11 protein-coding genes are annotated in these 12,723 nt (G+C 63.9%); all 11 read left to right on the top strand.

Annotation, left to right across the window (positions count from 1 at the left end):
• Nucleotides 1–8 precede the first annotated feature (8 nt).
• The 11 genes from ACSSU5_RS22140 (at nucleotide 9) to ACSSU5_RS22090 (ending at nucleotide 12,643) form a co-directional block, all read left to right on the top strand.
• Nucleotides 9–881, top strand: a complete 873-nt coding sequence (locus ACSSU5_RS22140) for a MurR/RpiR family transcriptional regulator (protein ID WP_264313605.1) — start codon at nucleotides 9–11, stop codon at nucleotides 879–881.
• Nucleotides 882–902: 21 nt separating this feature from the next.
• Nucleotides 903–1,655 (top strand): transporter substrate-binding domain-containing protein, encoded by a 753-nt coding sequence (locus ACSSU5_RS22135; RefSeq protein WP_492559820.1) that lies wholly within the window; start codon nucleotides 903–905, stop codon nucleotides 1,653–1,655.
• A gap of 151 nt (nucleotides 1,656–1,806) precedes the next feature.
• Nucleotides 1,807–2,526 (top strand): ABC transporter permease, encoded by a 720-nt coding sequence (locus ACSSU5_RS22130; protein ID WP_264313607.1) that lies wholly within the window; start codon nucleotides 1,807–1,809, stop codon nucleotides 2,524–2,526.
• Nucleotides 2,523–3,233, top strand: coding sequence for an ABC transporter permease (locus ACSSU5_RS22125; RefSeq protein WP_264313608.1), 711 nt, complete (start codon nucleotides 2,523–2,525; stop codon nucleotides 3,231–3,233). The genes ACSSU5_RS22130 and ACSSU5_RS22125 overlap by 4 nt, the downstream gene beginning before the upstream one ends.
• Nucleotides 3,234–3,249: 16 nt before the next feature.
• Nucleotides 3,250–4,494 (top strand): NAD(P)/FAD-dependent oxidoreductase, encoded by a 1,245-nt coding sequence (locus ACSSU5_RS22120; protein WP_264313609.1) that lies wholly within the window; start codon nucleotides 3,250–3,252, stop codon nucleotides 4,492–4,494.
• A 20-nt stretch (nucleotides 4,495–4,514) separates the two neighbouring features.
• Nucleotides 4,515–5,297 carry an amino acid ABC transporter ATP-binding protein gene (locus ACSSU5_RS22115; RefSeq protein WP_319026067.1) on the top strand — a complete coding sequence of 261 codons (783 nt, stop codon included), beginning with the start codon at nucleotides 4,515–4,517 and terminating at the stop codon, nucleotides 5,295–5,297.
• 363 nt (nucleotides 5,298–5,660) lie between these two features.
• On the top strand, nucleotides 5,661–6,470 hold the full coding sequence (locus ACSSU5_RS22110; RefSeq protein ID WP_264313610.1) for a gamma-glutamyl-gamma-aminobutyrate hydrolase family protein: 810 nt from the start codon (nucleotides 5,661–5,663) through the stop codon (nucleotides 6,468–6,470).
• Between the two features lie 428 nt (nucleotides 6,471–6,898).
• Nucleotides 6,899–7,810 (top strand): 5-dehydro-4-deoxyglucarate dehydratase, encoded by a 912-nt coding sequence (gene kdgD, locus ACSSU5_RS22105; protein WP_492559819.1) that lies wholly within the window; start codon nucleotides 6,899–6,901, stop codon nucleotides 7,808–7,810.
• A gap of 104 nt (nucleotides 7,811–7,914) precedes the next feature.
• On the top strand, nucleotides 7,915–9,276 hold the full coding sequence (locus tag ACSSU5_RS22100; RefSeq protein WP_492559818.1) for an MFS transporter: 1,362 nt from the start codon (nucleotides 7,915–7,917) through the stop codon (nucleotides 9,274–9,276).
• 78 nt (nucleotides 9,277–9,354) lie between these two features.
• Entirely contained in the window at nucleotides 9,355–10,908 is a 1,554-nt protein-coding gene (garD, locus tag ACSSU5_RS22095) for a galactarate dehydratase (protein WP_492559817.1), read from the top strand.
• Between the two features lie 154 nt (nucleotides 10,909–11,062).
• On the top strand, nucleotides 11,063–12,643 hold the full coding sequence (locus ACSSU5_RS22090) for an aldehyde dehydrogenase (NADP(+)) (protein WP_492559816.1): 1,581 nt from the start codon (nucleotides 11,063–11,065) through the stop codon (nucleotides 12,641–12,643).
• Nucleotides 12,644–12,723 lie beyond the last annotated feature (80 nt).

Below are 12,723 nucleotides of genomic sequence, written 5' to 3'. Positions count from 1 at the left end.
GAGACAGCATGAGCCAACTGATCAAGCAACGCCTGGAAAACAGCCTGCAAGGGGCTGCCGCCTCAGGCCGCACGATCGCCAGCTACATGCTCGCCAACCTGCATGAACTGCCCTTCCAGACCTCGGCCAGCATTGCCGCCAAGCTCGGCGTCAGCGAATCCAGTGTCGGCCGTTTCTGCCGCTCGTTAGGTTATGCCCACCTCAAGGCGCTCAAGCAAGACCTGCAGAGCGACCTGGGCGATGGCCCATGGCTGGTGGGTGACCGCTTGCAAGACTACCGCCAGAACCATGATGCCCGCGACAACGCCGGCAGCCTGGAGCTGGAAATCGCCGCCCTGGTACGTGTGCACGAGTACCGCCAGAGCGAGCCATGGCACCGCGCGGCGCAACGCCTGGCGAGCAAACCGCGGGTATTTGTCGCCGGCTTTCAGACCGAACGCGGCGTCGCCATGTGCATGAGCCACCTGCTGCAATACCTGCGCGATGGCGTACAGCTGGTCGACATCAGCGCCGGGCATTTCGGTGACGTGCTGCTAGGCCGCGCCGCAGACAGCGCGCTGGTGGTGTTCGAAGCCCGCCGCTATTCACGCCACGCCCTGCAGCTGTGCCAGAAGGCGCGCGAGGCTGGCATTGCGGTCACCCTGGTGACCGACACCTTCTGTGACTGGGCCGATGCCAACGCCGACGAGGTGTTCCGCATCCCCACCGAGTTCAATCTGTTCTGGGAATCCACCGCGACCATGCTGTCGTGGGTGCACCTGATGGTCAACGAGGTCTGCAAGAAGCTCGGGCCGGATGTTGAAAAACGCTTGGAAGCGACTGCCGCTCTACATAACGAATTCGTCGGCTACACCTCGTGGCCGTCGGCAAAACAACAATAGCAAGAGTGCAAGAGGTGCGAGATGAACAAGACCATGGCTATGGTGGGTGCGTGTGCCCTGCTGCTGACGGGCGCCGCCAGTGCCGAAACCCTGCGCTTCGCCACCGAGGGCGCCTACCCGCCCTTCAACTATGTCGACGCCAATAACCAGCTGCACGGCTTCGACATCGACATTACCCACGCCTTGTGCGAACAGATGAAAGTCGAGTGCACGCTGGTGGCCCAGGATTGGGAGGGCATCATCCCGGCCCTGATGGCACGCAAGTATGACGCGGTGGTCGCATCAATGATCGACACCGAGGAACGACGCAAGAAAATCGCCTTCACCGACCATTACTACCGCACCCCACTGACCGTGGCCGTGGCCAAGGACAGCAAGATCAGCGACGCCCAGAACAACTTCGTCGGGTACACCGTTGGCGCCCAGTCCTCGTCGACCCAGGCCATCTATGCCGAAGACGTTTACGGCAAGGCGGGTGCCGACGTGAAACTGTACCCGACCATGGACGAAGCCAACGCCGACCTGGCTGCGGGCCGCCTGGACGGTGTGATCGCCGACAAGTTCCCCCTGCACGAGTGGATGAGCAAGAACGGCCAGGACTGCTGCAAGATCCTCGGCGACGTCGCCGACACCAAGGCCGACGCGGCCATTGCCGTGCGCAAGGACGACGAAGCGCTGCGCCAGCGCCTGAATACCGCGCTGCAACAGATCGTTGCCAACGGTACCTACCAGAAGATCGCCAGCAAGTACTTCGCTTTCGATATCTACAACTGATCTGTAGGAGCGGCCTTGCGTCGCGAAAGGGCCGCAAAGCGGCCCCCTGCAATCTGTGCCGCGGCATACACCCTGGGGCTGCTCCGCAGCCCTTTCGCGACACAAGGCCGCTCCTACAAAGAGAACCCGTTGCCCACCTTAGGGGTTTGTCATGCTCGATCAATTGTCCTTGCTGTCCTTCGCCAGCGGAGGCTGGGGCCAAGCGTTGCTGGCCGGCGCCCTGGTCACCGTTTCGCTGGCCCTCGCCTGCCTACCCATCGGCCTGCCGCTGGGCTTGGTCGTGGCACTTGCGGCGCGTTCGCGCAAACGCCTGCCACGGGCCTGGGCCACGACCTTTTCTACCGTGTTCCGCGGCCTGCCCGAACTGCTGACCTTGCTGATCATCTATTACGGCTGCCAGATCGCGGCGCAGAAAGTGCTGGCCGCCATGGGTTACCAAGGCGAGTTCCTGATCAACACGTTCCTCGCCGCCATGATCGCGTTCAGCCTGGTGTTTGCCGCGTTCTCCAGCGAAATCTGGCTGGCGGCCTTCAAGACCCTGCCCAAAGGGCAGCTTGAAGCGTGCACGGCGCTGGGCCTGAGCAAACGCACAGGCTTCTTCAAGGTGGTGCTGCCACAACTGACACGCATCGCGCTGCCTGGCCTGTCCAACAACTGGCTGTCGTTGCTCAAGGACACCTCGCTGGTGTCGACCATCTCGCTGGTCGATCTGATGCGCCAAACCAATCTGGCAGTCAGCGTGACCAAGGAACCGATGTTCTTCTATGGCGTTGCCTGCCTGGGCTACCTGCTGTTCTCGGCGGTCTCGGGCCGGGTCTTTGCCTTCATCGAGCGGCGTAGCAGCCGTCACCTGCAAGGAGCCCGGGCATGAACTTCGAACAATGGCTGGCGGTAGTCCTTGACCCCGACCTGCTGGAACGCTACGGCCCACGCTTCGTCGATGGCCTGCTGGTGACGGCCAAACTGGTGGCAATCTCCTTTACCCTCGGTGCCGTGCTCGGCCTGTTGCTGGCGCTGGCACGCTTGTCGCGCAGCCAAGTGCTGCAGCGCATTTCAGCCGGGTATGTGTACTTCTTCCGCGGCTCGCCGCTGCTGGCCCAGTTGTTCCTGCTTTATTACGGCCTCGGTTCGTTGAAAGGTTTTTGGCAGGACGTCGGCCTGTGGTGGTTCTTCCGCGAAGCGTGGTTCTGCACGTTGCTGGCATTCACCCTGAACACCGCCGCCTATCAGGCCGAGATTTTCCGCGGCAGCCTGATGGCGGTCGCGCCTGGGCAGTACGAGGCAGCGCGGGCGCTGAACCTGAGCCGTACGACCACCTTCTTCAAGGTGATCCTGCCGCAGTCATTGCTGGTGGCCATCGGCCCACTGGGCAATGAACTGATCCTGATGATCAAGGCCAGCGCCATTGCTTCGCTGGTGACCATCTACGACCTGATGGGCGTGACCAAACTGGCGTTCTCGCGCAGTTTCGACTTCCAGATCTACCTGTGGGCCGCCGTGCTTTACCTGGTGATCGTCGAGCTGGTGCGGCGCCTCCTGAAACACCTGGAAGCCCGCCTGGGCCGCCACCTGAACTGACCGAAGGATACGTTCCATGCATTGCCAGACTCTCGTCCTCGGCGCCGGCATTGTCGGCGTCAGCACCGCGCTGCACCTGCAGGCGCGTGGGCGCCAGGTGATTCTGATCGACCGCGATGAACCCGGCAGCGGTACCAGCCATGGCAACGCCGGGCTGATCGAGCGCTCCAGCGTCATCCCGTATGCCTTCCCACGGCAAGCGGGTGCGCTGCTGCGTTACGGCCTGAACCGCCAGCCAGATGTGCGCTACAGCCTGTTGCACTTGCCCAAGGCCGCACCCTGGCTGTGGCGCTACTGGCGCCAGTCGGCGCCGGGGCGCCTGGCGGGTGCCGCCGCCGACATGCTGCCGCTGGTACAGCGCTGCGTCGAGGAACATGACGCCCTGATCGAGGCCGCCGGCCTTGAAGGGCTGGTACAGGCCAAGGGCTGGATCGAGGTGTTCCGCGACCCGGCCCTGTTCAAACAGGCCAAGGACGAGGTCAAAGGCCTGAGCCGCTACGGGCTGCAATACGAGATTCTCGAATGCGGGCAATTGCAGGCCCGCGAGCATCAGTTGGACAGCACCGTGGTCGGCGGCATTCATTGGCTCGACCCGAAGACCGTGAACAACCCCGGCGGCCTCACCCGCGGCTATGCCGCGCTGTTCGTCCAGCGTGGCGGGCAGTTCCTGCATGGCGATGCGCGCAGCCTGCGCCAGGTCCAAGGGCAATGGCAGGTCGACAGCCAGCGCGGCGCCATCACCGCAGACGAAGTGGTCGCTTGCCTCGGCCCACAGTCGGCGGACCTCTACGAAGGCCTTGGCTACCAGATCCCGCTGGCAATCAAGCGCGGCTACCACATGCACTACACCACCCGTGACGGTGCGCAACTTGAGCACTCGGTCTGCGATACCCAAGGCGGCTACGTGCTGGCGCCCATGGCCCGAGGCGTGCGCCTGACCACCGGCATCGAGTTTGCTGCCAGCGACGCGCCAGGCAACGAAATCCAGCTGCGCCGCTGCGAGGCCTTGGCCCGGCGCTTGTTCCCGGCGCTCGGCGAACGCCTCGACGACACCCCTTGGCTTGGCCGTCGCCCGTGCCTGCCGGACATGCGCCCGGTGATTGGCCCTGCCCCTCGGCACCCAGGCCTGTGGTTCAACTTCGGGCACGCCCACCATGGCCTCACCCTTGGCCCGGTCAGTGGCCGGCTGCTGGCAGAGCTGCTGACCGGCGAGCACCCCTTTACCGATCCTGCGCCCTACAGCGCGACCCGTTTCGACTGAACCCTGCGGAGAACAACAATATGACCGCCCCTTTGAGCCTTGCCAGCCTTGCACCAGAACCCGACCCACGCCCCGTGCTGATCCGCATCGAGGGCCTGAACAAGCACTATGGTGCGTACCATGTGTTGCGCGACATCAACCTGCAGGTGCGCGAAGGCGAGCGCATCGTGCTGTGCGGCCCCTCCGGTTCGGGCAAGTCGACCCTGATCCGCTGCATCAACCGCCTGGAAGTGGCCGAACAAGGCAGCGTCAAGGTGGATGGCACCGACCTGGCCGCCACCACGCGTCAGGCCAGCCAGATCCGCAGCGAGATCGGTATGGTGTTCCAACACTTCAACCTGTTCCCGCACATGAGCGTGCTCGACAACTGCCTGCTGGCGCCCACCAGCGTGCGCGGCCTGTCGCGCAAGGACGCCGAAGAGCGGGCGCGGATGTACCTGTGCAAGGTCGGTATCGAATGCCAGGCGCACAAATACCCCAGCCAGCTTTCCGGCGGCCAGCAACAGCGCGTGGCCATTGCCCGCGCCCTGTGCATGAAGCCGCGCATCATGCTGTTCGATGAGCCGACCTCGGCACTGGACCCGGAGATGGTTGCCGAGGTGCTGGATGTGCTGGTGCAACTGGCCGGTACGGGCATGACGATGCTGTGTGTCACCCATGAAATGGGCTTTGCCCGGCAGGTAGCCGAGCGGGTGCTGTTCCTTGAGGGCGGGCAGATCATCGAGGACAGCCCGCCGCAGGTGTTCTTCAATCAGCCCAAGACAGAGCGGGCCAAAGGGTTCCTGGCGCAGATTCTGCACTGAAGCACTTGCTGGCCTGTACTGCTTCTTCGCGGGTTTGCCCGCGAAGAGGCCAGTCCAGGCCCTTTCATTGCACCGCTGCAATGAACCAACTGCGTCGTTAAATATAATTGACCTCACCCCCTGCCAAACCCTTGCCGCTACAGGCCTGCACCGGTTTAACCCCCCTGAATTCGGCGCATTCCCCGCTCCAAAGCCTCTACCAGTCGTTTGACATATCGAACGGCTCTGGCAAGCTATCAACAAGTCCCGACCGGAATCGTCGCCTCTGACGAGCCGGCAGTGCTCGGGGCTTCAGGTCGTACTCAAGGCCCCGGCCGTGCGCCTGCACAACAACGACAGGTCGAACCTGTCCCAAGGTGACATATGTCCAACAGCAACATTGGCAACAAGAAACCCTCCCTGCGCAAACCCGTCGTCCTGATGACCATGGGCAGCCAAGAGCGCAAAGGCCATGACTATCAGGTCATGACCCACAAATACATCACTCCGCTGGTCGAATTCGCCGATTGCGTCCCGGTCCTGGTACCCACCTGCTGTGGCACCGAAGACCTCGAGACCTATCTGGACATGGCCGACGGCGTCTACCTGACCGGTGCCGGCAGCAACATCGATCCGGCCCTGTATGGCCAGGAAAACGAAACCCCAGGCAAAGGCCAGGACAAGGCACGCGACCTGTTCGACATCCCGCTGGTCAAGGCGGCCATCAAGCGTGGCCTGCCGATCTTCGGCATCTGCCGTGGCATGCAGGAAATCAACGTAGCCCTGGGTGGCGACATCTACCAGAAGGTGTACGCCGAGCCCGGCTTCAACGACCACCGGGAAAACCCCGAAGACCCGGTCGAGGTGCAGTACGCTCAGGTGCATGGCGTGAAGATCAAGCCGGGCAGCTGGCTGCGCGACACCCTGGGCTGCGACGAGATCCGTGTGAACTCGCTGCATGGCCAAGGCCTGCGCAACCTGGGTAAAGGCCTCGAGCCAATCGCCCTCGCCGAAGACGGCCTGGTCGAGGCAATCCATGCCCCGAGCATTTCGCCCTTCCTGTTCGCGGTGCAGTGGCACCCGGAGTGGCAAGCCGCGAAAAACCCTGATTCGATCAAGATCTTCCAGGCCTTCGGCGACGCTTGCCGCGCCCAGGTTCGCAAGGCCCAAGTCAAGCACCATCAAGCTGCCTGACACAAAGCTTCGTTAGCTTTGATCGCGGGGCGGCGCAAGGCCGCCCCCGCTTCCCCGGTCACCCTCTGCTGGTCCCAGAACTCTTCCCGTGGATGCGGGCGGCGGGCTTGTGCCTGTCTCCGCGATCGTTTTTTCCCTTCCCCTTTAGAGATACGATGACTGATTGCTAGGAACCTGGCTGTCAGGGTTCATGCGTGATCGGCCGTAGCCTCATCCGGCCTCTTCGCGGGGCAAGCCCGCTCCCACAGGGTTCCAAGGCCCAGCAAATCCTGTGGGAGCGGGCTTGCCCGCGAAGAGGCCGGCGCACCGCCCATCCACCGCCAGGGAAAAAAATGCAAAGAGGGACTAGTCATCGTACATGTTGTACGATAACTTACCTCTATCGCTTCTACACACCCTCACCCAAGCGCCACAGGATGCCCATAACAATGAATCCACAAGAACTGAAATCCATCCTCTCCCACGGCCTGCTGTCTTTCCCAGTCACCGACTTCAACGCCCAGGGTGATTTCAACCAGGCGGGCTACATCAAGCGTCTGGAATGGCTCGCCCCCTACGGCGCCAGCGCCCTGTTCGCCGCCGGGGGGACCGGTGAGTTCTTCTCCCTGGCTGCCAGCGAGTACAGCCAGGTGATCAAGACCGCTGTCGATACCTGCGCCACCTCGGTGCCGATCCTCGCCGGTGTCGGTGGCTCGACCCGCCAGGCCATCGAATACGCGCAAGAAGCCGAGCGCCTGGGTGCCAAGGGCCTGCTGCTGCTGCCCCACTACCTGACCGAAGCCAGCCAGGAAGGCGTCGCCGCCCACGTCGAGGCCGTGTGCAAATCGGTGAAGATTGGTGTGGTGGTCTACAACCGTAACGTCTGCCGGTTGAATGCCGACCTGCTGGAAAAGCTCGCCGAGCGCTGCCCGAACCTGATCGGCTACAAGGACGGCCTGGGTGACATCGAGCTGATGGTGTCGATCCGTCGCCGTCTGGGCGATCATTTCAGCTACCTGGGTGGTCTGCCGACCGCTGAGGTGTATGCTGCGGCCTACAAGGCCCTGGGCGTGCCGGTCTACTCCTCCGCCGTGTTCAACTTTGTGCCGAAGACCGCGATGGACTTCTACCACGCGATTGCCCGCGAGGACCACGCCACCGTGGGCAAGCTGATCGACGATTTCTTCCTGCCGTACCTGGACATCCGTAACCGCAAGGCCGGTTACGCGGTCAGCATCGTCAAGGCCGGCGCCAAGCTCGCCGGGTACGACGCCGGCCCAGTGCGCACGCCGCTGACCGACCTGACCGCTGAAGAATACGAAATGCTCGCAGCCCTGATGGACAAGATGGGTCCGCAATAAGCGAGCCCCTGCGGCCTGCCCCTGCCGCACCCGGAGTGGGAAGCCCCCACTCCGGCTACAACGCGTGAGCCCGTACAAAAATAACTAGTGGGAGTATTACCAGCATGCAAGCGACTAAAAAGACGCATGTGCGCTACCTGATCCTGTTCATGCTGTTTCTGGTGACCACGATCAACTATGCCGACCGCGCCACCATTGCAATCGCAGGCTCCAGCCTGCAGAAAGACCTCGGCATTGACGCCGTCACCCTCGGTTATATCTTCTCCGCCTTTGGATGGGCTTACGTGGCTGGCCAGATACCTGGTGGCTGGCTGCTCGACCGTTTCGGCTCCAAGAATGTCTACGCCTTCAGCATCTTTACCTGGTCGCTGTTCACCCTGCTGCAAGGGTTTGTCGGTGGCCTTCCGGTGGCGTGGGCAGTGGTCACGTTGTTCACCCTGCGTTTTCTGGTCGGTTTCGCCGAAGCCCCGTCGTTCCCGGGCAACGCCCGTATCGTCGCGGCCTGGTTCCCCACCGCAGAACGCGGCACGGCGTCGGCCATCTTCAACTCGGCACAGTACTTCGCCACCGCACTGTTCGCCCCGATCATGGGCTGGATTGTGTTCAGCTTCGGCTGGGAACACGTATTCGTGGTGATGGGCGGCCTCGGCATCCTGTTCTCCTACGTGTGGATGAAGACCATTCACAACCCCAAGCAGCACCCGCGCATCAGCCAAAGCGAGCTTGAACACATCGAGCAAAACGGCGGCCTGGTGGACATGGACCAGAAACGCGGCAGCGACGGCCCGAAATGGGGCTACATCAAGCAGTTGCTGACCAGCCGCATGCTGCTGGGCGTTTACCTGGGCCAGTACTGCATCAACGCCATCACCTACTTCTTCCTGACCTGGTTCCCGGTGTACCTGGTGCAGGAGCGTGGGATGACCATCCTCAAGGCCGGCATCATCGCCTCGCTGCCGGCCATTTGCGGCTTCATCGGCGGCGTGCTGGGCGGGGTGCTGTCGGATTGGCTGCTGCGCCGTGGCAACTCGCTGACCTTCTCGCGCAAGCTGCCGATTGTCTGCGGCCTGTTGCTGTCGACCACCATGGTCTTCTGCAACTACGTCGATGCGGAGTGGATGGTGGTCGGCTTCATGACCCTGGCCTTCTTCGGCAAGGGCATTGGCGCCCTGGGCTGGGCCGTGGTCGCCGACACCTCGCCCAAGCAGATCGCCGGCCTCTCGGGCGGCCTGTTCAACACCTTCGGCAACATCGCGTCGATCACCACGCCCATCGTCATCGGCTACATCATCAGCGCCACTGGCTCGTTCAAATGGGCCCTGGTGTATGTGGGTGCCAACGCCCTGGTCGCGGTGTTCAGCTACCTGGTGATCGTCGGCCCGATCAAGCGCATCGAGCTGCATGAAGCCCCAAAGGCTGAAGCCGACGTCGCCGCCAATGGCGACCTGGCCAGCGCCCGACACTGAGTGAACACGCCCGCGCCGGCACCTGCCGAGCGCGGGCGGATGTAAAAAGCCTGAGCAATCACAAGAAGGGCCCCGAACATGCAGTTGATCGAACACTCCGACTCGCCCCGCTACGTCCGCCTGCACGACGACGACAATGTCGTGGTGGTGGTCAACGACGGCGGCCTGGGCGAAGGCGCCCGCTTCGCCGATGGCCTGACCCTGGTCGAAGGCGTGCCGCAGAGCCACAAGGTCGCCACCGTGCTGATCGCCAAAGGCGAGCCCGTGCGCCGCTATGGGCAGATCATCGGTTACGCCCTGGAAGACTTGCGCCAGGGCAGCTGGGTCCAGGAAAGCCAGCTGGCCATGCCTGAAGCCCCGGCGCTGGACAGCCTGCCGCGCTGCGATGCCATCCCCGACGCCCTGCCGCCGCTCGACGGCTTTACCTTCGAGGGCTACCGCAATGCCGACGGCACCGTCGGCACCCGCAACATCCTTGGCATCACCACCACCGTGCAATGCGTGACCGGCGTGCTGGAGCATGCGGTCAAGCGCATTCGCCAAGAGCTGCTGCCCCATTACCCCAACGTCGATGACGTGGTCGCCATCACCCACAGTTACGGCTGCGGCGTGGCGATCAACGCCCGCGATGCGTACATCCCGATCCGCACCGTGCGCAACCTGGCGCGCAACCCTAACCTTGGGGGCGAAGCGCTGGTCATCAGCCTGGGCTGCGAAAAACTGCAGGCCGGCCAGGTGATGCATGACAACGACCCGTCGGTGGACCTCAGCGACCCGTGGCTGTACCGCCTGCAGGATACCAGCCTGGGCTTCGGCGAAATGATCGAGCAGATCATGGCCCTGGCTGAGACCCGCTTGAAGAAGCTCGACCAGCGCCGTCGCGAAACGGTGCCCGCCAGCGAGCTGATCCTGGGTATGCAGTGTGGCGGCAGCGATGCGTTCTCCGGCATCACCGCCAACCCGGCGCTGGGCTATGCCTCTGACCTGCTGGTGCGCGCCGGCGCAACCGTGCTGTTCTCGGAAGTGACCGAGGTGCGTGACGCCATCTACATGCTGACCTCCCGCGCCGAGAACCAGGACGTGGCCGAGGCGCTGGTGCGTGAGATGGACTGGTACGACCGCTACCTGCAACAAGGTGCGGCCGACCGCAGCGCCAACACCACGCCGGGCAACAAGAAAGGCGGCCTGTCCAACATCGTCGAAAAGTCCTTGGGCTCGATCGTGAAGTCCGGCAGCGGCGCTATTCAGGGCGTGCTCGGCCCAGGCGAGCGGGTTGCACGTAAAGGCCTGATCTTCTGCGCCACCCCGGCCAGCGACTTTGTCTGCGGCACCTTGCAACTGGCCGCCGGCATGAACCTGCATGTCTTCACCACCGGCCGCGGCACACCCTACGGCCTGGCCATGGCGCCGGTGGTCAAGGTGTGCACCCGCACCGAGCTGGCCCAGCGCTGGCCTGACCTTATCGACATCGATGCAGGGCGCATCGCCACAGGCCGCGCAAGCATCGAGGAACTGGGTTGGGAGCTGTTCCACTACTACCTGGACGTGGCCAGCGGCCGCAAACAGACCTGGGCCGAACAGCACAGGCTGCACAACGACATCACCCTGTTCAACCCGGCGCCAATCACCTGATGTAGCGGTTTGGCGTGGACGCTGTGGGAGCAGGCTCGCCCGCGAAGCAGCCAACGCAAAGCATGGCACCGGCTTTGCCGGTGTTCGCGGGCAAGCCCGCTCCCACACGTACCGTGCCGTCCTTCAGCCTTTCATTTCATCAAAGGAGCACCCCATGCCTGAGATCCTCGGCCACAACTTCATCGCCGGCCAGCGCAGCGCCGCTGGCTCGCGACGCTTGCAGAGCCTGGACGCCACCACTGGCGAGGCCCTGCCCTACAGCTTTGCCCAAGCCACCGAGACCGAGGTGGACCAGGCGGCCCAGGCAGCCGCTGCGGCCTTCGCCGAGTTCCGCCAACTGGCCCCGGCGCGCCGCGCCGAGTTCCTTGATGCCATCGCCGCCGAGCTGGATGAACTGGACGACGCCTTCGTCGCCATCGTCTGCCGCGAAACCGCACTGCCTATGGCGCGTATCCAAGGCGAGCGCGGGCGTACCAGTGGCCAGATGCGCCTGTTCGCGCACGTCCTGCGCCGCGGTGACTACCTCGGTGCACGCATCGACCTGGCCCTGCCGGATCGCCAACCGCTGCCTCGCGTCGACCTGCGCCAGATGCGCATTGGCGTAGGCCCGGTCGCCGTGTTCGGTGCCAGCAACTTCCCACTGGCCTTCTCGACTGCCGGTGGCGACACCGCCGCCGCCCTGGCCGCAGGTTGCCCCGTGGTGTTCAAGGCGCACAGCGGCCACATGGCCACTGCCGACCTGGTCGGGTGTGCCATCCAGCGCGCCGCCGAGCGCACCGGCATGCCCAAGGGCGTGTTCAACATGGTCTTTGGTGGCGGTGTCGGCGAATGGCTGGTCAAGCACCCGGCGATCCAGGCGGTCGGCTTTACCGGCTCGCTCAAGGGTGGCGACGCCCTATGCCGCATGGCCGCCGAGCGCCCACAGCCAATTCCGGTGTTCGCCGAGATGTCCAGCATCAACCCCGTGATCATCTTGCCAGGCGCCCTGGCCAAGCGTGGCGACGCCATCGCCCGCGAACTGGCGGGCTCGGTGTGCCTGGGTGCCGGCCAGTTCTGCACCAACCCTGGCCTGGTCATCGGCCTGCAATCAGCGCACTTCAACCAGCTGCTCGCCGACCTCGGCCAGCACCTCGACCAACAGGCCGGTCAAACCCTGCTCAACGCCGGCGGCCTGCGCAGCTACGTCGCGGGGTTGGAACACTTGCACGCCCATGCCGGCATCGAGCACCTGGCCGGCCAGGTACAGGAAGGCAACCAGGCCCGCGCCCAGCTGTTCAAGGCTGACGCCCGCCTGCTGGTTGACGCCGACCCGCTGCTGCAAGAAGAAGTATTTGGCCCGACCACTGTGGCCGTCGAAGCTCAGGACAACGAACAACTGCGCGCCGCACTGCTCGGCCTGCGCGGCCAACTGACCGCAACCCTGATCGGCGAGCCGGAGGATTTCGAAGCGTTCGCCTGGCTGGTGCCGCTGCTGGAAGAAAAGGTCGGCCGGATTCTGGTCAACGGCTACCCGACTGGCGTCGAGGTGTGCGATGCGATGGTTCACGGCGGGCCGTACCCGGCAACCTCGGATGCGCGCGGCACGTCGGTCGGCACCTTGGCCATCGACCGCTTCCTGCGCCCGGTGTGCTACCAGAACTACCCGCAGGCGTTGCTGCCCGAGGCGCTGCGCGATGGCAACCCGCTGGGGCTGCGGCGCCTGGTGAATGGGCAGTGGAGTGAAGGGGCGATCTGATCGTCTTTAGAATGGAAAAAGCCCCGCACATGGCGGGGCTTTCTCGTTTGTCTGTACCCGCGAAGAGGCCAGCCCAGGCG

The sequence above is a fragment of the Pseudomonas sp. E1MeOHC2 genome, from assembly GCF_058745025.1.
Note: the sequence above shows the minus strand (reverse complement) of the source record. Positions and strands in the feature narration are given on the sequence as shown.